A 21,293-nucleotide genomic window follows, 5' to 3' on the forward strand; every position below is an offset into this window, starting at 1 on the left:
GGTCCGTTTTGTCAAGCACTTTTTTCATCTTTTTTCAAGTGATTTTGAAGTGCTTTCATTCTTTCGGACTCTCGCGGAAGCCGTTCCGCTGGGCGCCTGAGTATAATACTACAGAGTCTGACTTTTGTCAAGCATTTTTTCCAACTTTTTTCAAGACTTTTTGGGAGCCATGATTCCGCCCCAAAATCTTGTGCCTTTTTTGGGCATCCCTCCAAAAACACTAAATATGGGGTTGAAGTCCTTGACTTGCCACTAAATAATGGTATCATAGTCTTGCACACCGTGCGGACGACCGCGCGGGACGACCGTTTTCAGGGGTTCTCTCCTCTATATATAGTAGATTTCCCGGGCGGTCAACCCTTTCCAGCGCAAGCTTTATTCTATTACTATATATAGGCAGCCAGGGGGCGGTTCGCCGCCGTCTGCTGCCGCAAGCGGACAAAGGAGGAGGAATCGCATGAAGATCATCAAGCGAAACGGTACCGAGGTGCCCTTCGATATTACCAAGATTATTGTGGCTGTCTCCAAGGCCAACGAGTCGGTGGAGGAGAATCTCCGTCTGACCCGGGAACAGATCACCGACATCGCCGCCGCCGTCACCGGCCGCTGCCAGCAGCTGAGCCGTGCGGTGAGCGTCGAGGAAGTTCAGGACATGGTGGAAAACGAGCTGATGGACATTCAGGCTCATGATGTGGCCCGCCATTACATTACCTATCGGTATATCCAGAACCTGAAGCGCCAGACCAACACCACCGACGAGCGCATCCTCAGCCTCATCGAGTGCAACAACGAGGAAGTCAAGCAGGAGAACTCCAACAAGAACCCCACCGTCAACAGCGTCCAGCGCGACTACATGGCCGGTGAGATCTCCAAGGACCTGACCGCCCGTCTGCTGCTGCCCCCCGACATCGTCAAGGCACACCAGGAAGGTCTGATCCACTTCCACGACGCCGACTACTTCGCACAGCACATGCACAACTGCGATCTGGTCAACCTGGAGGATATGCTCCAGAACGGCACCGTCATTTCGGGTACCTTTATTGAGAAGCCCCACAGCTTCTCCACCGCCTGCAACATCGCCACCCAGATCATCGCACAGGTGGCTTCCAACCAGTACGGCGGTCAGAGCATCAGCCTGACCCATCTGGCTCCCTTCGTGGACGTCTCCCGCAAGAAGATCGCCGCCGAGGTGGAAAGCGAGATGGAGGGCCTGCCCGTCTCCGCCGAGCGGAAAAAGGCCATTGTGGAAAAGCGGCTGCGGGCTGAGATCAACCGCGGCGTTCAGACCATCCAGTATCAGGTGGTCACCCTGATGACCACCAACGGCCAGGCCCCCTTCATCACCGTCTTTATGTATCTGGGCGAGGCCCGGAATCCCCAGGAGAAAGCCGATCTGGCCATCATCATTGAGGAGACCATCCGCCAGCGCTACCAGGGCGTCAAGAACGAGGCCGGCGTCTGGATCACCCCCGCCTTCCCCAAACTGATTTACGTGCTGGAGGAGGACAACATCCACCCCGACTCCCCCTATTACTATCTGACCGAGCTGGCCGCCAAGTGCACCGCCAAGCGGATGGTGCCCGACTACATCTCGGAAAAGAAGATGCTGGAGCTGAAAGTCGACAAGAACGGCGAGGGCCACTGCTACACCTGCATGGGCTGCCGCAGCTTCCTGACCCCCTACGTGGACCCCGAGACCAACAAGCCCAAGTACTACGGCCGATTCAACCAGGGCGTGGTCACCATCAACCTGGTGGACGTGGCTCTGAGCTCCAAGGGCAACTTTGACCAGTTCTGGAAGATCTTCGACGAGCGTCTGGATCTGTGCCACCGGGCCCTGCAGGCCCGCCACCAGCGTCTGCTGGGCACCCTGAGCGACGCCGCCCCCATTCTGTGGCAGTACGGTGCTCTGGCCCGCCTGAAGAAGGGCGAGAAGATCGACAAACTGCTCTATGGCGGCTACTCCACCATCAGCCTGGGCTACGCCGGCCTGTATGAGTGCGTCAAGTATATGACCGGCAAGAGTCACACCGACGCCGAGGCCAAACCCTTTGCCCTGAGCGTCATGCAGCACATGAACGACTGCTGCAAGGCATGGAAGCAGGCCGAGAACATGGACTACTCCCTGTACGGCACCCCGCTGGAGTCCACCACCTACAAGTTTGCCAGCTGCCTGCAGAAGCGGTTCGGCATCATCCCCGGCATCACCGACAAGAACTACATCACCAACAGCTACCACGTCCATGTGTCGGAGAACATCGACGCCTTCACCAAGCTGAAGTTTGAGAGCGAGTTCCAGGAGCTGTCCCCCGGCGGCGCCATCAGCTACATCGAGGTGCCCAACATGCAGGATAACCTGGAGGCCGTCATGAGCGTGCTCCAGTTCATCTACGACAACATTATGTATGCAGAGCTGAACACCAAGTCCGACTACTGCCAGTGCTGCGGCTACGACGGCGAAATCCGCATCGTCGAGGACGACGGCAAGCTGGTCTGGGAATGCCCCAAGTGCGGCAACCGCGACCAGAGCAAGCTGAATGTGGCCCGCCGCACCTGCGGCTACATCGGGACTCAGTTCTGGAATCAGGGCCGTACCCAGGAGATCCGGGACCGGGTGCTTCACCTCTAACAAGCTCCCCGTCGGGTTTTCCTCCCCCGGCGGGGCTTTTTATGCCCTGTGCCGCGCTGCCCCGGGGGGCCGCCCCGAGGGACAGTCCGTTCCCTGTGGAAACATAGTCTGAACATCACGGCCCGGGTCCTCTTTTCTGCGCGTGCCCCAGGCACGACAAAAAGCCCCCGCCGGAGTGAATCCGGCGGGGGCTTTCTTCTGATTCAGTCACAGGCGCAGGGCCTGCAGCGTTCCGCTCATTCCGGCGGATGCTTACACTGCGCAGGCACGCACGCAGGCGCGCAGGGCATGGGCATTCTCCGAGACGACCTCGACGGGACGGCTATAGTCCAGCCGAAGCAGCCCGAGAAGGCTCTTTGCATCGGCAATCTGGCCGTTTGCATCATGGATGCCCACATCGCTGTTCAGGGCGCTGGCAATGTGTGCGATCTTGTTGATCTGGTCAATGTTCTTCACTCTTACTCGTTCGATCATAAAAAGGTCCTTCCTTTCTCGGGTTTTTTGGAACATCCTCCGGTGCTCTGCTCAGATCTGGTTGTCCAGGCAGAAGCCCCAGCGATCCACACAGGCGTCCTCCATGCGGCTCTGCACTGCGGCATTGCAGCTGAAGGAATCAAGAATCATCTCAATATATTTCATAATACGCAATCTCCTTTGCAATGGGTTTGGATTGCCCGCCTCAATGCTGCGGCAATCCGTCTCCGCTTTCCACCAAGCGGAGCAGTTATTCCCGGCTTCTCGCTGCCGGGCTTTCCGGACGCCCTCTATCTGCGTCCTTGCCCGTATTATATTCACCTTGCACAAGGAATTCAATACTTTTTTGTGAACAATCACAGAATTCGGCGTCACACACAAGTTTCAGACGGTTCAGACGATATTTTTCGTTCCAACTATACGGAAAAATGTGCGCCAATAGAAAACACTGTACTTCTTTCTCACATCAGCAATTCCATCACAAACAAAACCGCCCTATTTACCGCTGTCATTACTGCGCGGCCGTCCGCCGCGGCAAGGAGGAATTCCCATGAATTACGCCAACATCAAATACTACGACATCTCCAACGGTCCGGGAGTGCGGACCAGCCTGTTCGTGTCGGGCTGCACCCACCGGTGCCCCGGCTGCTTCAATGAAATCGCCTGGGACTTTGGCTACGGCGCCCCCTTCACCAAGGAGGTGCGGAACCAGATTTTTGCCTCCTCCCAGCCCGACTACATCACGGGTCTGTCCCTGCTGGGCGGCGAGCCGATGGAGCCGGCCAACCAGCGGGAGCTGCTGCCTTTCCTGCGCGACTTCAAAGCCCTTTACCCCACCAAGACCATCTGGTGCTACTCGGGCTATACCCTGGAACAGCTGCAGGGCAAAGAGCCCTCCCGCTGCCGGTGCGAGACCACCGACGAAATCCTGTCCCTGCTGGACGTGCTGGTGGACGGCCCCTTTGTGCAGGCTCAGTATGATATCAGCCTCCGGTTCCGGGGCAGCGCCAACCAGCGTTTGCTGGATATGCCCAAGACCCTGGCGGCCGGTCAGCCGGTGCTGTGGGAGGATGAGCCGGTCTTTTCCACCCATACCATGTAAGTTCCAACAAAAAATCCCTGCCCCAAACCAGGAGCAGGGTTTTTTCTTTGATGCTGTTTTTCGGCACAGAATACCCGGGCGGTAGAGACGCTGCATCATACCCAGGTACACGGAGTTTGTATCGTACCGTGCCGCAGGCACAAACGTAACGAGCGAGCCGGAGCGTAACGGCCCCGTGAAACTGTCTGAGACCCGGAAACTTCATGGTACCCAGTAAAAAGTCTTTTGCCTACTTTTCTTCCAGAAAAGTAGGGGGGCTTACTTTTTCTCGGAAAAATAAGGGGTGGAGAGGTAGCGGTCGCCGGTGTCGGGAAACAGGGTGACGATGGTCTTGCCCTTGTTCTCGGGACGGCGGGCCAGCTGGACCGCTGCCCAGAGGGCCGCGCCCGAAGAAATGCCCGCCAGAACGCCCTCCTCGCGGCCCAGATTCCGGCCGGCCGTGTAGGCTTCCTCGTCGGTCACCGGGATGATCTCGTCGTAAATGGAGGTGTCCAGAATGGCCGGAACAAAACCGGCCCCCAGACCCTGGAGCCCGTGGGACCCGGGATTCTTGCCGCTGAGCACCGCCGAGGTGGCCGGCTCCACGCCCACCACCTTAATGTCGGGGTTCTGGCTCTTGAGGTACCGTCCCACGCCGGTGATGGTGCCGCCGGTGCCGATGCCCGCCACAAAGATGTCTACCTGCCCGTCGGTGTCGGCCCAGATCTCGGGACCGGTAGAGGCCTCGTGGGCCGCCGGGTTGGCGGGGTTGTCAAACTGTCCCGGGATGAAGGAGCCGGGGATCTCGGCGGCCAGCTCGTTGGCCCGGGCAATGGCCCCCGTCATTCCCTTGCTGCCCTCGGTCAGGACCAGCTCGGCGCCGTAGGCCTTCATCAGGAGCCGGCGCTCCATGCTCATGGTCTCGGGCATCACAATGATGACCCGATACCCGCGGGACGCCGCCACACTGGCCAGGCCGATGCCGGTATTGCCCGAGGTGGGCTCGATGATGACGGCGCCCGGCTTCAGGAGGCCTTTGGCCTCGGCGTCGTCCAGCATGGCTTTCGCCACACGGTCCTTCACCGATCCGCCGGGGTTGAACATCTCCAGCTTGGCCAGGATGCGGGCCTCCAGGCCCTCTTTTTTCTCTATATGGGTCAGCTCCAGCAGGGGGGTGTGCCCGATCAGCTGGTCTGCTGCGGTGTAGATCTTGCTCATATTCATTCCTCCTCACAGGGCGGTTTACCAACTCAACCAGTCGGTTTAAGGGAATTATAACTGCACCGGAGGATTTTGTCAACATTTTCCCACAGCACAGTTGAAAAGTCACTTACCCTGTCGTATAATAGGTTAAAAAGGCTCTGCCATGTGCAGCCTGGAACAGGAGCAGACGAATATGATTGTTTCGACAAAAGGGCGGTATGCGCTGCGGGTCATGATCGACCTGGCCGAACATCAGTCGGAGAAATACATGCCCCTCAAAGAAATCGCCGCCCGGCAGGGCATCTCGGAAAAATACCTGGAAAACATCCTGAAATCCCTGGTCCAAAACGGCCTTTTGCAAGGGCTGCGGGGCAAGGGCGGCGGCTATCGCCTGACCCGTCCCGCCGATCAATACCGGATCAGCGATATCCTGCTTTTGACCGAGGGGAATCTGGCCCCGGTCACCTGTCTGGAACCGGGTGCAGCGGCCTGCGGCCGCCTGTCCGAGTGCCGCACCTATGAGATGTGGCGCGGCCTGAACGAGGTCATCCGGGATTATCTGGACAAAATCACCCTGGCCGACCTGGCCCGGCCGGCCCAGTCCGGGGACGACTATGTGATCTGATTTCCGCCCATACAAAAAGCGCCCGCCTTCCCGCAAGGAGAAGGCCGGGCGCTTTTCGCGTTTTGGCACAAGGTTTTTGCCGGTGTCCGGCCTGTGGGCTGCCGCCGTCCAGGCCGGACCACCGTCTGCAAAGAAAAGGGACAGCACCGTGAAAAAGGAAAAGTGCCGGTGCTGTCCTGTATCAGGAACTCCGCGCCGAAGCGGGAGAGAGTAAGTAGTCTGTCCGCCGCCCGGCGATTGCCTGGCATGGGCGGGGGAACAGTAGGATGTCGGAGCCGCGGCCTGCCGCCCTGCTGGGCGGGGCTGCGGTGAGGTCTGGGGGGACCTTTGGAAAGGGAGTTGAATCCACTTGACGGGGAGGTCTGTTCTCCTCCCCGACTGCACTTTAAGTATACAGCCAATTTGTGGCAGCTTTTTGTGTTCTTTTTGAACGATTTGCAAACAAGCAGCCGGGCTGGCCTCAGGCATCGCCCTCCGGCTCATACGGCTTCAACGTAATGGTGCCATACGCAAAGCGTTTCATATACTCCACTTTTTTCCCGGCTCCACCATTTTCCCCAAGTTTCCATAGATGTCAGGCGGGAAAAACAGATTATCCAAGTCGATTTCCTTCTCATCCATGTAAGAACAGCTCATCCATGAATACTTTGCCTCTATCACCATACAGCTCTGCAGCTCATCTTGGTACAGAAAGGGCTTATGGGACCAGAATCTCTCTATAAGCCATTCCAGCAAATCCGGGTACTGTTGCCGGTCGTATGCATACTTCAAGATGGTTTCCCCCTGGATGAGCTTCGGCTCGATCACTTCCACCGTATAGCTTTCATCCAGCGTGCCTTTCATGGTTTTGCTCCTCTCAAAACTACATCAACACCTTACCTTGCATAAAATACAAACGATATCGTATTTTACACATTGTAAAACTCCTTGGCGATATCGGCGGAACGCTTGGCGTCCCTGGCGTACCAGTCGGCCCCGATCTGCATGGCGTAGCTCTCGGTGAGCACCGCGCCGCCCACCATCACCTTGCAGTCCAGCTTGGCGGCGTGCAGTGCCTCGATGGTCTCGGCCATGCTCTTGAGGGTGGTGGTCATGAGGGCCGACAGGCCCACCAGCCGGGCGCCGCTCTGGCGCACCGCCTCCACCACCGTCTCCACCGGCACATCCCGGCCCAGATCCAGCACGTCAAAGCCGTAGTTTTCCAGAATCACCCGGACAATGTTTTTGCCGATGTCGTGGACATCCCCCTTGACGGTGGCCAGAACGATTTTGCCCTTGCTCTCGCCGGGGCGGCCCTGTTTGGCGACGGCGGCCTTGATCTCCTCAAAGGCAGCCTGGGCCGCGCTGGCCGACTGAAGCAGCTGGGGCAGGAACAGAGTCCCCTTCTCATAGCCCGCGCCCACCACGTCCAGGGCCGGGATCAGGGCATGATCCACCAGGTCCAGGGGCGGGTGCTCTGCCAGAAGGGCCCGGGTGGCGGCGGCGGATTCGCCCTTGAGGCCCTGTTCCACCGCCCGCATCAGGGCGGCATAGGGTCCGCTCTCCCCGGCTGCCTCACCGGCCGCCGCACCGCTGGTGTTCTGCTGCACCGGCTGGGGCGCGGCCGACGGCATGGCGCGGCCGGCATAACGGGCAATATAGGCCCCGCTCTGCCGGTCGCGGCCTGACAAAACATTGTATGCAAACACCGCGCCCATCATTTCTTCGCTGGCAGGATTCATGATGGCCAAATCCAGACCGGCCTGCATGGCCATGGTCAAAAAGGCGGTGTTCAGGTAGGGACGGCAGGGCAGGCCGAAACTGATGTTGGACACGCCCAGCACCGTCCGCACTCCCAGTTCCTCCTTGCAGGCCCGGAGGGCCTCCAGGGTGGTCATGACGTCGTCCTGCTGGGCGCTGGCGGTGAGGGTCAGGCAGTCAATGTAGATATCCTCCAGAGGAATCCCCGCTGCCAGGGCCGCATCCCGGATACGGGCCGCAATGGCCACCCGCTGGGCGGCGGTCTTGGGGATGCCGTTTTCGTCCAGGGTCAGGCCCACCACGGCGGCGCCGTACTTTTTGCACAGGGGCAGCAGGCGGTCCAGCACCGCCTGTTCCCCGTTGACCGAGTTGACGATGGGCTTGCCGTTGTAGGCCCGCAGACCCCGGGCCAGGGCCTCGGCGTTGGAGGAGTCCAGCTGCAGGGGCAGCGACACCACGCTCTGCAGGGCCTTTACCACCTTTTCCATGGCGGCAGCCTCGTCCACCCCGGGAACGCCCACGTTGACGTCCAGCACCACCGCGCCGCTGTCGGCCTGGCTGATGCCCTGGGCCAGGATGTAGTCCACATCCCCTTCCCGGACCGCCTGCTGAAACCGCTTTTTGCCGGTGGGGTTGATCCGCTCGCCCACCACCGTGATGCCGTCCACCTGGACGCACTGCACCGGGGTGCACAGGACCGACGGCATGGGATGGGCCGGGCGGCCCACCGGGCAGTCGTCAAAAACCTTGTGCAGCGCCCGGATGAAATCGGGATTGGTGCCGCAGCAGCCTCCCGCCGCGAACAGGCCCAGTTCCCGGTAGGGCTTGAGCTGCATGGCAAAGAGCTGGGGGGTGATGTCATAGCCGCTGCCGTCGGCCCGGGGCAGGCCGGCATTGGGCTTGACAAACACCGGGTAATCCCCCGGAACCGCCTCACAGAGGGTCCTGGCCATGGGGTAAATTTCCTTGGGGCCCAGACTGCAGTTGATGCCCAGGGCATCCGCACCCAGACCCCGGGCGGTGGCGGCAAAGCTGCCCACCGTACACCCGGTAAAGGTCCGGCCGCCGGCCTCAAAGCTCATGCTGGCCAGAACCGGAAGGTCACAGTTTTCCTTGCAGGCCAGCAGGGCGGCTTTCAGCTCATACAGATCGGTGAAGGTCTCCAGCAGCACCAGGTCCGCCCCGGCTGCCGCGCCGGCCCGGATGATCTCGGCAAAATCGGCCACCGCATCCTCAAAGGCGAGGGTGCCTGCCGGTTCCAGCAGTTCCCCCAGAGGGCCCACGTCCAGAGCCACCCATGCCCCATGGGGCGCCGTGGCGCGGCGGGCGCAGGCAATGCCCGCCTCCACCACCTGGGCCACCGTGTAGGGGGTACCCGCCAGCTTGTGGGCCGACGCGCCAAAGGTATTGGCGCAGACAATGCGGCTGCCTGCCGCCGCATACTGGGCGTGGATGGACTCAATCAGGGCGGGATTTTCCAGGTTCAGGGCCTCGGGCTTGGCGCCCAGGGGCAGGCCCGCCGCCTGCAGCATGGTGCCCATGGCGCCATCCAGCAGGATGGTGCGGGCGGAGGAAAAAAGTTCTTCAGCTCTCACAGGTTACGCCTCTCTTTCGGTATTCGCATTTATCGCGCAGGGCACAGTGGGCACAGCCCGCCCGTTTGCCGGTGACGGGCACATCGCTGAGACCCAGCACCGCCGTCACGCTCTTGCGCGGAAGCATCAAAAAGGTATCGGTGACATACAGGCCAATCCGCTTCTGGGTATCCAGCAGGGCCGCCAGCCGGGACTGCACCGCGATGGGCCAATCCCCATATCCCGGCGAATAGCGCCCCGTCAAATACAGACCCTGGTCCCGTGCCATGGCCCGCAGAATCTCCTCGGCCTGGTCGCAGACCTGTTCCGCCAGGGTACTGGCCAGCGCATCGGCGGCCGCCTGGGCGGCCACATCTCCGATGCCGGCGCGGCGGATCTGGGCATCCACCCCGGGACCCAGCGTCACCGCCAGCAGCACCGCCTCGGGACAGCCGGCCAGGTGGCGTTCCACGTCCGCCCCCTGCCACAGGGAGGCCAAATCTTCTTTTTTCGCCCGCAGATACACCGCCCGGGGCGCAGCAGCATTCAGCAGAGGCCGGGCGCACCGGTCCAGCAAAGCCATTGTGGCCGAATCCGGCTCACCCCGCGCGCCCAAGTACCGAGCCGCCTGGGCCAGATCAATTTCTTCGGGCCGTTTCAGTTCCAGAACCCGACAGACTGCCGTGGACATCCACAAAGCCCCCTTTCATTCATGATTGCTTTATTGTAGCACAGTTTCCCCCAAAATCAAAACCTTCCTTTTTCTTGAAAGAAAAAGGAAGCAAAAGGCAGCGGCGGCGACCGCATCCAGTGGATGAAACAGGGAGCTGCCGCTGGCGCAGCGCTCCAATTTTCACAAGGGCATTCATGCCCGCAGAGAAAATTGGCTAAGCGCAAGAGGGATTCACTGGGTACCATACACTTTCCGGATCTCCCAAGGTTCCGCGGGGCCGTTTCACTCCGGCTCATTCGTTACGTTTATGCCTGCGGCACGGTACGATGCAAACCATCTCAAGACCCGGTTTTCTGACCTGCGAAAAAGCTCTATAAACAAAAATCCCCGCCCCTGCGGTAAGCAGAAACGGAGATTTTGTACTTATGGAGCTTTCCTATATGCGGAAAGCAGCACGACGGAATAAAAAACAAATTAGGACTCGCAAAACCTTGGACTCAACGGGGCGCAGACCGGGAACCTCATAAAGCGGCTGAAACCTTGCCGCCGGCTGGACTTGGTGAGAACCATAGCACCCAGTGGTACCAGGTGAATCCTCTTGCGCTTAGCCGTTTTTTGCGGCGCGCCACGGCGGGCGCTTTCAAAAAACGGAGCGCGGCGCCAACGGCGGCTCCCTGTTTCGTCCACTGGACGCGGTCGCCGCCGTTGCCTTTGCCTACTTTTCTTCCAGAAAAGTAGGTCAGTATTCCTGGTGGAGGCCAAGGAGGGCTTTCATGTAGGCGAAGGTGGCGTCCTGGCCCTGGTCGCGGACCATTTTCAGGAGCTTTTCCAGCATGGCCCGGGACGCCGGATGCATCAGGTAATGGTCCCGGCTGCGCTGGTAATACTCCCAGGCCGAGGCATCGGTGTAGCGTTCCCCCAGATAAACCTGGCTGGCCGCCACACGGTCACAGACCATCTCGCAGATGTACCGCAGGGGAATCTTCATGCCGATCAGGCCGGTCTTGCCCCCGCCGTAATCAATCCAGTACTCCAAATGATGCTTGTTGCAGCCCTTGTGATGGAGCCACGCCGCCGTGTATCCCTTGGCCTGGCGCTCGGCTTCGTTGGGGCTGTGGTCTCCCTGGTAATAGATGCACCCCGGTATGAACTCGGTGGGACTGTACTTGCTTAGATCGTGGGCCAGGCCCTGCTTATACAGCCCGCACGCAAAACAATACTGCATCACCAGCATCTTGTGCCGGGTGATGGTGCTGAAATGCCCCAGAACGTTCACACTGCATCTCTCCTTTTGGTTTTGTTTTTGCGTTTTATTGCGCTCTGTAGCGCACCCGCAGTTCCCCCGACTGGAGCCGTTTCAGGTCGGCGCTCTCAGAAAAGTCCTCCCGGTCGTGGGTCAGGCTGGGGTTGTAGTAGGGATCGTTGAGGATGTTGTCCCGGCCGTGCTGGTCATAGAGACGCTGCTGCTCGGCCGCAAAACGGCGCTCCTTGATGGGGTCCTTTTCGTCCGAGCCGCGGCTCTTGCTCTCGTGGTGGTACAGCCAGGCATAGGGGGTCCAGATGACCCGATATCCTGCATCCCGCACCCGCAGGCAGAAATCCACGTCGTTGAAGGCCACTGCGAACCGCTCATCCAGCCCGCCCACGGCGTCCCAGACACTGGTTTTCACCAGCAGACAGGCCCCCGTCACCGCCGAAAAGTCCTGCACCGTGGCGGCCCGGAACATATAGCCGCTGCCGCCCCGGTTCTTATACTTATGGCTGTGGCCGGCATAACCGCCCAGGCCGGTGATGACGCCTGCATGCTGGATGGTGTCATCGGGGTAGTAGAGCATGGCCCCGCAGATGGCGCCGCCCCGGGGGCGGGCGCACTGGCGGACCAGCTCGGTCATCCACTCGCCGTCGGTGATTTCCACGTCGTTGTTCAGCAGCAGCAGATAGCTGCCGGAGGCATACTTCCGGCCAAAGTTATTGATGGCCGAGAAGTTGAACCCCTTGCCCGGATACTGTACCACCCGCAGCCCCTCATAGCGGCGCTGGGCCTCCTTGTAATAGGCGAAGGTCTCGGGCTTCTCCGAGTTGTTCTCGATGACGATGACCTCATAGTTTTCCCAGAGGGTCCGGGCATAGAGGCTGTGGAGGCACTGTTCCAGGTCGTCGGTATGGTCCTTGTTGGGGATCAGAACGCTGACCTTGGGCTCGCCCTCCACCTCCCACCGCACCCGGTAGGTGCTGGGAAACAGGCCGTCGGTGACTTCGCCCTTCTGGCCGGTACGGGCCAGGTGGTCCGCCAGGGCCCGCTTGGCCGCCGCAGCCACATAGGGCTTGGCGTCGGTGCCCCCCGAGGTGGACCCGGCGTGAACTCGCCAATAGTACAACACCTGGGGCAGGTGGGCGGCGCCTCCTACCTTTTCGATCAGACGGAGGAACAGGTCGTGGTCCTGGCTGCCGTTGCACTCCGGCCGCTCGCCCCCGATCTGCTCATACAGCTCCCGGCGGAACACCGCCAGGTGACAGATGTAGTTGCAGCAGAGGAGGTAGTCCGGGGCATAGTCGGGCTTGAAATGGGCGGCCCGGGGGCGGCGGATGTCCTTTTCAAAGAGGGCCTCGTCGCTGTACAGGAAACCGTCGGGCTGGCCTGCGGCCCGCAGGTCCAGAATGGCCCGGCCCATCTCATACATGGCATGGGGGGCCAGGACATCGTCGTGGTCGGCCAGGGCCAGATATTCCCCGTCCGCCAGGGCGGCGGCCGCATTGGTATTCTGGGCAATGCCCTGGTTTTCGATCTTTTTATATACGATCTGTTGATTCTTTGCCTGATATTCCCGCACAATCTCCCCTACTTCGGGGTGAGCGCTGTCGGAAGCGTCCGCCAGGCAGAGCTGGCCATTGGGCGCCGTCTGCCCCACAAAGGAATCCAGAAAGGCCCGCAGGTAGACCGGCGGCGTATTGTACAGGGGGGTCAGGATGCTGATGGTGGGCAGGCCGCAGTCTGCCCGGGTTTTCCCCTCATAAAGGGCCCGCTGGGCTGCCAGAACCTTTTTGTCGGGCAGATAGCGGGCCTTTTTGCCGAAAAAGCGGCGCTTGATGAAGCCCGCGCTCCGTTTGGCCATGGCGGGCAGGCCTTCTTCCCTGGCCACCGTCACCGCATAGCGGCTCAGCTCCCGGATGCGTTTGCGCTGCTGTTCGTTCATATGTTTTCCCTCGTATCTCTTGATGGGTCCCGGCCTCAGGCCTGGCCCCGCTGGACCGCCTTGTAGGCGTCGCAGACCGTCTTGGTGTCGCCGTTCATCTTCAGCTGGCCATGGCTCAGCCAGGCCACCTTGGAGCACATCCGCTCGATCTGCTCGATGGAATGGGACACCAGAATCACGGTGGTGCCGCCGGCCATCAGTTCCTGCATCCGCTTTTCACACTTCTGCTGGAACAAAAAGTCGCCGACCGACAGCACCTCGTCGGCAATCAGGATCTGGGGCTTGGTGATGGTGGCGATGGCAAAGCCGATGCGGGCCACCATGCCCGAGGAATAGTTTTTCAGGGGAACGTCCAGGAAGTTCTGCAGCTCGCTGAACTCCACGATTTCGTCGAACTTTTCGTCCAGGTACTTGGGCGAAAAGCCCAGCACCGTGCCGTTCAGGTAGATGTTCTCCCGGGCGGTCAGGTCCATGTCAAAGCCGGCGCCCAGCTCGATGAGGGGCGCAATGGTCCCCCGCACCGTCACCTGGCCCCGGGTGGGCTTGTACACCCCCGCAATGGTCTTGAGCAGGGTGGACTTGCCCGAGCCGTTCAGGCCCACCAGACCGTAAAAGTCCCCCGGCATGATGTCCAGGCTGACGTTTTTGAGGGCGTAAAATTCATCGTAGTGCAGCCGGCCCTGGACCATGGCCAGAAAGTATTCTTTCAGGCTCTCGTGTTTTTCGCTGGCCAGGTTGAAGCACATCGAGACATTTTTGATCTCGATGATGGGCTGTGTATTGGGTGTGTCCATGGGTGTTGTCTCCTCCCCCTCGTCAGATGTGCAGGACAAAGCGGTCCTGGGTGCGGCGGAAGGCCGTCACCCCCACCAGCAGCGAGATCACGGCGCACAGGCCGCAGACCTCCACCATCCGCAGATCCAGCGGGATACCCCACATAACGGTGCGGCGGAAGCCGGTGATATACCAGTAAATCGGATTGAGAGCGATGACCTGCTGCATATTGAACCCGCCGATGGAGAAGGTCATCTGGGCGGGGTCATAGAAGATGGCCGAGAAGTAGAGCAGAGCGGTCACAAAGACGCTCCAGATGTGCTGAATGTCCCGGAAAAAGACGGTGGCCGCCGCCAGGAACAAAGACACCCCCAGGCTGAAGAAGAACAGGGTGACCAGAGGGTACACCGCCTGGATCAGGGTCAGGTGGAAGGAGCTGCCGGTGAAGATCATGACCAGCAGCAGCGCCACAAAGCTGAACACACAGTTCACCATGGCGAAGCAGCACTTCTCCAGAGGGAAGATATATTTGGGGATATAGACCTTTTTCAGCAGAGGGGCGGCGGCAAGGATGCTGCCCATGCTGGTGGAGGTGGATTCGTTGAAGAAGTTGAACAGCAGCTGCCCGCACATCAGGAACACGGGGAAGTTGTCAATGCCGCTGCCCCGCATGTCCATCAGGCTGCTGAACACCGCCCAGTACACAAGGCACATCAGCAGCGGGTTGAGGACGCTCCACACCACGCCCAGGACGCTGCGGCGGTATTTCAGCTTGAAATCCCGGCTGACCAGATTGTACAACAGATACCGGTAGCGCCACAGGGCGCCCCACATTGCTTTCAGTTTTGCCACAGCCGTCACCACTTTGCAAAGAAGTCAAAGGTCTGGGCGGCAAAGGGCTCATGGAGCTTGTCCTTGGCGCTGGTCTTGTGCTCACAGCCGCAGTCGGGCCACACCACGCCCACGGTGGGATCGTCGTAGGGGATGCCGCCCTCGCTGGTGGGGTCGTAGACGTCGGTGCACTTATAGCAGAACTCTGCCACGTCGCTCAGCACCAGGAAGCCATGGGCAAAGCCCTCGGGGATATAGAACATCTTTTTGTTCTCGGCCGAGAGGGTGACGCCCACCCATTTGCCGAAGGTGGCGCTGTTCGGGCGGCAGTCCACCGCCACGTCATACACCTCGCCCAGGGTGACGCGGACCAGTTTGCCCTGGGTGTGCTGCTTCTGGAAGTGGAGGCCCCGCAGGACGCCCCGGGTGGAACGGCTCTGGTTGTCCTGAACGAACTCGGCCGGGATGCCTGCCGCCGCAAAATCCTCTTTCTTGTAGGTCTCCATGAAATAGCCGCGGTCGTCGCCGAACACCTGGGGCTCGATGACCACCACGCCGGGGATCTCAGTCTGCGTAAAAGTGAACTTACCCATAATCGTATACCTCTTTTATTTTTGTTTATAAGAACTATCAGCAGGTTGTGCCCTGTTTAAGCGTACAACAGCGCCGCGGCGGCTGTACCAGAAAGCGCCGGCCCCCACAATCACCACCGCCAGCACAGCGGCCTCCATCACCATGGGAATCCCTGAGCGGGGCGCCACATCCCCGGCCGCCGGGTGGGCGGCGCCGCGGCTGGTTTCCAGAACATTCCGCAGGCCGGTGGTGGTCAGCGGCACCCGGATGCTGGCGGTTTCCTGCCAGTCTCCGCCGTGGACGGTGTACACCGCCCAGCCGTTCAGCTCGCCGCCCAGGGTGTACACCTCGGGCAGGTCGATGCTGAGGGTCACGTCCTCCGCCGTCAGGCCCGCCGCCAGCGGCACCCGGATGCCCGGTGCATCCAGGCTCAGGGTGCCCAGCACGTCGCCGCCGCCCCGCACCGTGATGCTGGCCGCCCCGGTCATGCCCGGAACATCGGTATAGCCGGTCCAGGTGGAGAAGGCATAGTCCAGCAGGGCGCGGACGTCGGTGTAGCGGTCGGCCTTGCTCTCGCTGCGCATGGTCACGCAGATCACCTTGACCCCGTTTTTCTCGGCCAGACAGACATAGGTCTGGCGCGCAATGTCGGTATACCCGATCTTGGACCCCAGGATGGTGGGCTCATAGAACATGCTGGAACCGATCCGCATGGAGTCCTGCTGGGAGAAGTAACGGGTCACCGGCTGGAGGTTGGTGGGCTGCATGATATACATCTCGTTGTTGGTGAACAGCTCCTCAAACCCCGGCTGGGTCAAAGCCCAGCGGAGAATCTGGGCCATGTCGTAGCAGCTGGTATAGTGGTTTTCGTCGCTGATGCCGTGGGGGTTGGCAAAATGGGTGTGGGCCAGACCCAGCTCGGCCACCTGGTGGTTCATGGCCTGGACGCCGTCGGCAATGGACCCGCCCCCGAAGTATTCCGCCAGCACGTTGGCCCCGTCGTTGGCGCTGGCCATCATGGTGGCGTAGAGCAGGTCCTTCACCGGGACCTGTTCCCCTTCCAGCAGGGCGATGTGGCTGGAATCGGTGCCGGCCAGGGAATACACATCCTCATGGCTCACCGTCACCACGCCGGTCCAGTCTCCCTGGGCCTTTTCGCAGGCCAGGCCCAGGGTCATCACCTTGGTGATGGAGGCCGGGTGCAGCTCCTGGTCCATGTTCTGCTGGGCCAGCACCAGGCCGGTCTCGGCATCAATGATACAGTAGGCCTGGGTGGCGCCCAGAGACGGGCCCGCCGCCCCGGCCGGCAGCCCGAAGGCTGTCAGCACCAGCAGAACCGCAAAGGCTGCAAGAGCTGTGGTCAGTTGTTTCATTCTTCCCTCTTTCCCGGCAAAAGCGCCCGGCGCTCCGCCTCTTTCTGGATCTTTTATAGTATAGCACACTTTTTATTGAGGGAAAAGAGGCCTCTGCAGCAGCACCGGCTGGAGCTGGCGGCCCGCCATGGCCTCCCGGAGGGTCCGGGGAATGAGGGTCATATCGGCCTTGAGGCTCTGGGGTTTGCCCACCGGATCGTCCTGGGCATAGGGGACAAAATAGAAGCCCTTCCGCTGCATCAGGCGGGCTATGTTCTCTCCCGAGGCCCCCAGGCCATCGTTGGTGGACACCGCCACCACCACCGGGCACCCCACCCGCAGCAGGCTCTTGGCCGCCAGCGTCACCGGGGTGTCGGACAGCCCCGCCGCCAGCCGGGCCAGAGTGGCCCCGGTACAGGGAGCGATCACCAGGGCGTCGGCCATGTGTTTGGGGCCCAGGGGCTCCACCCCGGTCAGGGTATCCAGCACCGGGCGGCCGGCGGCCGCCTCCAGCTTGGCTTTCCAGCCGGCGGCGCTGCCGAACCGGGTATCGGTGCCCGCCGCCGCAAAGCTCATCACCGGGATCACCTGCCAGCCGCGGGCCGCCAGTTTCTCCGCCTGGGGCACCGCCGCCTCAAAAGTACAAAAGCTTCCGCACAGGGCAAAGGCCACCGTGCCGATCTGATTCCCGTTCATCCTGCCGCCTCCTGTTCCACCCGTTCCCTGATGATTTCCAGCACCGTATTGGCCACATATTCTCCCGCGCTCTCGGGCGCACAGCGCACGGGCAGACTGAGGGCCGGCAGGGCGGTATGGCCCAGCGCGGCCGCCGCGGCAAAATCGGTGCCCCCCGGCCGGCTGGCCAGATCCACAATCAGGCTGCCGGGCCGCAGGGCCGCCAGCACCGGCCGGGTCAGGACCAGGGCCGGAATGGTGTTCACCACCGCGTCAAAGCCGGGGGCTGCCGCCGCCAGCTCTTCCAGCGGAATCACCCAGTGGGCCCCCTGACTCCGGGCCAGGGCCCGCTGGGAGGCCCGCCGGGCCGCCACCGTCACATGGGCGCCCAGGGCCGTCAGGCGCACCGCCAGCGCCTGCCCCACCGGGCCATAGCCGGTCACCAGCACCGGCGCGTCCCACAGAGTCCGCACCCGGCGCTCCAGCAGAATCCCGATGCAGCCCTCCGCCGTGGGGATGGCGTTGAGGACGGTCAGCTCCTCCCGGGCAAAGTAGTCCACCATGGTGATGCCCGCCTCCCGGGCAAGCCGCCGGGCCTCGGCAGAGGGTTTGCCGGCCAGAGCCAGGGCCCCCGGTTTGGCGGACCGCAGAAGTCCCGCCAGCCCCACCGCCTCCACATCCAGCGGCAGGGGCAGCAGAATATAGTCGGCCCAGCCGATCTGTCCCGGCCCGCCCACCTGGAACCCCGCCCGGGCCAGGGCCCGGCCTGCGGCCGCCTGCCGGGCGTCGTCGCCTACCACCGCAAAGAGCTTATCTGTCATGGTGCATCCCCCCCTGTGACTCAGCCTATGCGGGCCGGGGCCAGGGTGTGCGGACCGCAGCAAAAAAGGCAGGCCTTCCGGCCTGCCTGCGATGCAAAAGGGATCGTTTGGATTTATTTGATATACCGCTCCACGGCGCGTGCCACGATGCCGCCCAGCAGACCGCTGACCAGGAACTCAGCCACGCCCTGGACGCCCACCAGCAGGACCACAAAGATCAGGGGGTTGGTGGCGCCGTTGGCGGCCACCAGGCCCTGGACGTAGTCGCAGTTGTAGAAAGCCAGGACGATGTAGCTCATGAAGAAAACGGTGTTGAGCAGCGGGGCGCACATGGCGCTGACGATGCAGCTCCAGTTCCCCTTCTTGTCCAGGCGGCGCAGGGCCTCATAGATCAGGCCCACGCACAGGCCCATCAGCAGACGCATGCCCACGCACAGGATAAAGGTGTGCAGCGGGCTGACCTGGAACAGGGCGCTGGTCATGGCGGAGCCGCCGGTGACGGCGTCATAGAAGCTGACCGCACCGAACACGGCGCCCAGAATCAGACCGGCCAGAGGGCCCATGGTGATGGCGCCCACCGCAATGGGCAGGGTCAAAAAGCTCATGTACAGCGGGCCCACCGGCACGCTGCCCAGGCCGATGGCCTTCATCACCAGTTCGATGGCCACCAACAGGGCCAGCCGGGTCAATGCCTGAAGATTGGTATGATTGCGATTCATAATGTCATTCCTCCTGCTGCCGTTCCGCCCTCAAAAACGGATACAGCGCAAAACTATTGTTTTTTGTGTTTGCGAATCAAAGCTTTTTCGTCCGGCCCCACAGCCGGACCTTCCCACCGCCTTTTTCTATTCCATCCTCTCTGCCGCGGCCCGACCGCCGGGCGGCGGCTGCATGATTCGTCCGGCCTTGGGTTGGAGTGCCGGTACAAAATGCCGAAAGGCGTTTACCTGTCGCAGGGGAACCGAATCCCCGCATCCTTCCGGGCCACCGTCAAAACCCGGCTCACCGCCAGGGAGGTGTCCAGCATGCCGCTGCACATTTCCTGGTCGCCGGCGTCAATGGCTCGGGCAAACGCCTCAAATTCCGCCGCACAGCGGGGGCGCTTGCCGTTGAGGGAGAAGTGTTCCTCTTTTCCATCGTTGAGATGGAGGGTGAAAGGGCCGCAGAAATTGGCGGTACTCTTTTGGAGCAGATAGCCGCGGGTGCCCTGGATCACATACCGGGGCGGGGCCGCGCAGTCCTTGGCGGCGATGCTCACCGCCTTGAAGGAGCGGTAATCCATGGTCAGGATGCCGCTGGTATCGATGCCGCGCTCCACATTGGCGGTATAATGGACCTGCTGAGGCTCTCCGAACAGGCCCACCAGATAGCTGATGTTATAGACGGCCAGATCCATCAATGCGCCGCCCGCCTGGTTGGGGTCAAAGACGGGGGCCACCTGGCCGGCGCAGAAGGCGTCGTACCGGCTGGAATACTGGCTGAAATTGCACTGCACCAGCTTCACCGGGCCCACCCGGGGCAGAAGCTGACGCAGTTTATGGTAATTTTCCATGTACAGGGTGGTGACTGCTTCAAAGAGGAACAGGCCCTTTTTGCGGGCCAGGTCGGCCAGCTGGACCGCCTCCGCGGCGCAGGGCGCCAGCGGCTTTTCCACAATGACGTTCCGGCCCGCCTCCAGCGCCGCCCTGGTATAGGCGGTGTGGAGCAGATTGGGCAGCGCCACATAGACGGTATCCACCGCCTTCAGCAGTTCCTCATAGTCGGTGGTATGAAGGGGGACCCCATATTGTTCACAGAGGGCCTTGGCCTGAGCTGCGCTGCGCTGGGTGCTGCACAGGGCAGCCACCTCCACCACCGGCGACTGTGCCAGCCAGGGCAGAAACTCCTGGACGATTTTTCCGCTGCCTACAATGCCCAGTTTCATCCTGCCGTCCTCCTTTTCATCTGCCGCCCGCCCCGGGGCTGGTCTTCCCGGCGCGAAGGATGCAGGCGGCGGCTGTCGCCCCGGCGGGCCGGACGGCTGTTCATCTCATACAGCAAAGCCAGACCCTTCAGCATCAGTTCGGGGTCATAGGTCAGGGGATGCCGGCACAGGGGGGCCACATATTTGGCCAGGCCACCGGTCAGCACCAAAGTAGCGGAGCTGCCCAACTCCTCCTCGATCCGGGCCGCCATTCCGTCCAGAAGGACGGCGGTGCCCATCACCGAGCCCGAGAGCATACATTCCTGAGTAGTGGTGCCGATGGCGTGGCGGGGCCGTGCCAGATGAATCTGGGGCAGCTGGGCGCACCGGTCTCCCAGTGCCCGCAGTCCGGTGGACAGGCCGGGGCAGATCACCCCGCCCCGGAACACCCGGTTTTCATCCACCACATTAAAGGTCGTGGCGGTGCCCAGGTCCACCGTAATCACCGGCAGAGGGTAATTGGCCGCCGCATAGGCGGCGTCTGCAATCCGGTCCTTGCCCACAGCGGAGGGATCAGGAACCCCCATGGTCAGGCCGGTGCGGATATCGGGACCCACAATCACCGGGTCCTTGCCGGTATAGTGCCGTGCGCACACCGCCAGAGCTCCGGTGAGCTGAGGCACAACGCTGGTCAGCACAGCCCCCTCGAACCACACTTTGCGTTCAGGGTTGCGCCGCCGCGAAAAAATCCGATCCATTTCAGCACGGTACTCGGCTGCGGTACGGGTGCGCACCGTATCCATATGGGCCACAAAGCATACACGTCCGTCCTTGATGCCGCCCAGGGCGACGGTGGTGTTGCCTATATCGATGGCTAAGATCATGTGTTTTGAAAGCCTTTCGGCCCCTCCCTTCCAATCTATTGCTGCGCGTTTGGCAGCATCCGTTCAGATCGCTTTATTTTACCTCATTTTAACGTAACTTACAAGTGCTCCCCGCTTTTTCGAGAAAAAGCTTGGCAAAAAGCTTTACTGGGTACCATCAACTCTGGCCGCTCTTTATGCCGTTTGTGAGGGTTGCAGACTATGCCGCGCTCACGTTACGTCCGGGCTGCGCCCGGATACGATGCAAACCACCTCAAAACCTGGTTTTCTGACCCGCAGAGAAAACG

General features: G+C 61.3%; 19 protein-coding genes. 3 read left to right on the forward strand and 16 right to left on the reverse strand.

Features of this window, described 5'->3' with window-relative positions:
- Positions 1-457: 457 nt before the first annotated feature.
- On the forward strand, positions 458-2,629 hold the full coding sequence (nrdD, locus tag B5E67_RS10135) for an anaerobic ribonucleoside-triphosphate reductase (RefSeq protein ID WP_087248276.1): 2,172 nt from the start codon (positions 458-460) through the stop codon (positions 2,627-2,629).
- Between the two features lie 252 nt (positions 2,630-2,881).
- On the opposite strand, the gene B5E67_RS10140 is transcribed toward nrdD, so the two are convergent.
- Entirely contained in the window at positions 2,882-3,103 is a 222-nt protein-coding gene (locus tag B5E67_RS10140; protein ID WP_087248278.1) for a hypothetical protein, read from the reverse strand.
- Positions 3,104-3,653: 550 nt separating this feature from the next.
- On the opposite strand from B5E67_RS10140, the gene nrdG reads away from it, so the two are divergent.
- Positions 3,654-4,205: an anaerobic ribonucleoside-triphosphate reductase activating protein gene (gene nrdG / locus B5E67_RS10145; protein ID WP_087385130.1), complete on the forward strand. Its 552-nt coding sequence runs from the start codon at positions 3,654-3,656 to the stop codon at positions 4,203-4,205.
- Positions 4,206-4,463: 258 nt separating this feature from the next.
- Here the strand turns inward: nrdG and cysK are convergent, their stop codons facing one another.
- Positions 4,464-5,402: a cysteine synthase A gene (cysK, locus tag B5E67_RS10150; protein ID WP_087248282.1), complete on the reverse strand. Its 939-nt coding sequence runs from the start codon at positions 5,400-5,402 to the stop codon at positions 4,464-4,466.
- 178 nt (positions 5,403-5,580) lie between these two features.
- On the opposite strand from cysK, the gene B5E67_RS10155 reads away from it, so the two are divergent.
- The gene (locus B5E67_RS10155) at positions 5,581-6,012 is read left to right on the forward strand and encodes an Rrf2 family transcriptional regulator (RefSeq protein WP_087248323.1); all 432 of its coding nucleotides are present in this window, start codon (positions 5,581-5,583) and stop codon (positions 6,010-6,012) included.
- A gap of 519 nt (positions 6,013-6,531) precedes the next feature.
- Here B5E67_RS10155 and B5E67_RS10160 read toward each other — a convergent pair.
- The 14 genes from B5E67_RS10160 to B5E67_RS10225 all read right to left on the reverse strand — a co-directional run bounded on the left by B5E67_RS10160 (position 6,532) and on the right by B5E67_RS10225 (position 21,006).
- Positions 6,532-6,855 (reverse strand): hypothetical protein, encoded by a 324-nt coding sequence (locus B5E67_RS10160; RefSeq protein WP_087385132.1) that lies wholly within the window; start codon positions 6,853-6,855, stop codon positions 6,532-6,534.
- 65 nt (positions 6,856-6,920) lie between these two features.
- Entirely contained in the window at positions 6,921-9,347 is a 2,427-nt protein-coding gene (locus B5E67_RS10165; protein ID WP_275539316.1) for a homocysteine S-methyltransferase family protein, read from the reverse strand.
- Entirely contained in the window at positions 9,337-10,017 is a 681-nt protein-coding gene (locus tag B5E67_RS10170; RefSeq protein WP_087385134.1) for a vitamin B12 dependent-methionine synthase activation domain-containing protein, read from the reverse strand. The genes B5E67_RS10165 and B5E67_RS10170 overlap by 11 nt, the downstream gene beginning before the upstream one ends.
- A 721-nt stretch (positions 10,018-10,738) precedes the next feature.
- Positions 10,739-11,275, reverse strand: coding sequence for a DUF5662 family protein (locus B5E67_RS10175; RefSeq protein ID WP_087385136.1), 537 nt, complete (start codon positions 11,273-11,275; stop codon positions 10,739-10,741).
- Positions 11,276-11,309: 34 nt separating this feature from the next.
- Positions 11,310-13,193 (reverse strand): glycosyltransferase family 2 protein, encoded by a 1,884-nt coding sequence (locus tag B5E67_RS10180; protein ID WP_087385138.1) that lies wholly within the window; start codon positions 13,191-13,193, stop codon positions 11,310-11,312.
- Positions 13,194-13,228: 35 nt separating this feature from the next.
- Entirely contained in the window at positions 13,229-13,987 is a 759-nt protein-coding gene (locus B5E67_RS10185) for an ABC transporter ATP-binding protein (protein WP_087248290.1), read from the reverse strand.
- Between the two features lie 22 nt (positions 13,988-14,009).
- On the reverse strand, positions 14,010-14,819 hold the full coding sequence (locus B5E67_RS10190; RefSeq protein ID WP_242956933.1) for an ABC transporter permease: 810 nt from the start codon (positions 14,817-14,819) through the stop codon (positions 14,010-14,012).
- A 5-nt stretch (positions 14,820-14,824) separates the two neighbouring features.
- On the reverse strand, positions 14,825-15,391 hold the full coding sequence (gene rfbC / locus B5E67_RS10195) for a dTDP-4-dehydrorhamnose 3,5-epimerase (RefSeq protein ID WP_087248294.1): 567 nt from the start codon (positions 15,389-15,391) through the stop codon (positions 14,825-14,827).
- A gap of 15 nt (positions 15,392-15,406) precedes the next feature.
- Positions 15,407-16,744: a serine hydrolase gene (locus B5E67_RS10200; RefSeq protein ID WP_087385140.1), complete on the reverse strand. Its 1,338-nt coding sequence runs from the start codon at positions 16,742-16,744 to the stop codon at positions 15,407-15,409.
- Positions 16,745-16,816: 72 nt separating this feature from the next.
- Positions 16,817-17,419 (reverse strand): dipicolinate synthase subunit B, encoded by a 603-nt coding sequence (locus tag B5E67_RS10205; protein ID WP_087385142.1) that lies wholly within the window; start codon positions 17,417-17,419, stop codon positions 16,817-16,819.
- Positions 17,416-18,219 carry an NAD(P)-dependent oxidoreductase gene (locus B5E67_RS10210; RefSeq protein WP_087385144.1) on the reverse strand — a complete coding sequence of 268 codons (804 nt, stop codon included), beginning with the start codon at positions 18,217-18,219 and terminating at the stop codon, positions 17,416-17,418. Before B5E67_RS10210 ends, B5E67_RS10205 begins: the two co-directional genes overlap by 4 nt.
- Before the next feature lie 113 nt (positions 18,220-18,332).
- A complete protein-coding gene (locus B5E67_RS10215) occupies positions 18,333-18,938 on the reverse strand; it encodes an ECF transporter S component (protein WP_087385146.1) in 606 nt (201 codons plus the stop codon).
- Between the two features lie 224 nt (positions 18,939-19,162).
- Entirely contained in the window at positions 19,163-20,143 is a 981-nt protein-coding gene (locus B5E67_RS10220) for a Gfo/Idh/MocA family oxidoreductase (RefSeq protein ID WP_087385148.1), read from the reverse strand.
- Positions 20,140-21,006 (reverse strand): type III pantothenate kinase, encoded by an 867-nt coding sequence (locus B5E67_RS10225; protein WP_087385150.1) that lies wholly within the window; start codon positions 21,004-21,006, stop codon positions 20,140-20,142. Before B5E67_RS10225 ends, B5E67_RS10220 begins: the two co-directional genes overlap by 4 nt.
- Positions 21,007-21,293: the final 287 nt, after the last annotated feature.

This window comes from Faecalibacterium sp. An122, assembly GCF_002160895.1.
GTDB lineage: Bacteria > Bacillota > Clostridia > Oscillospirales > Ruminococcaceae > Faecalibacterium.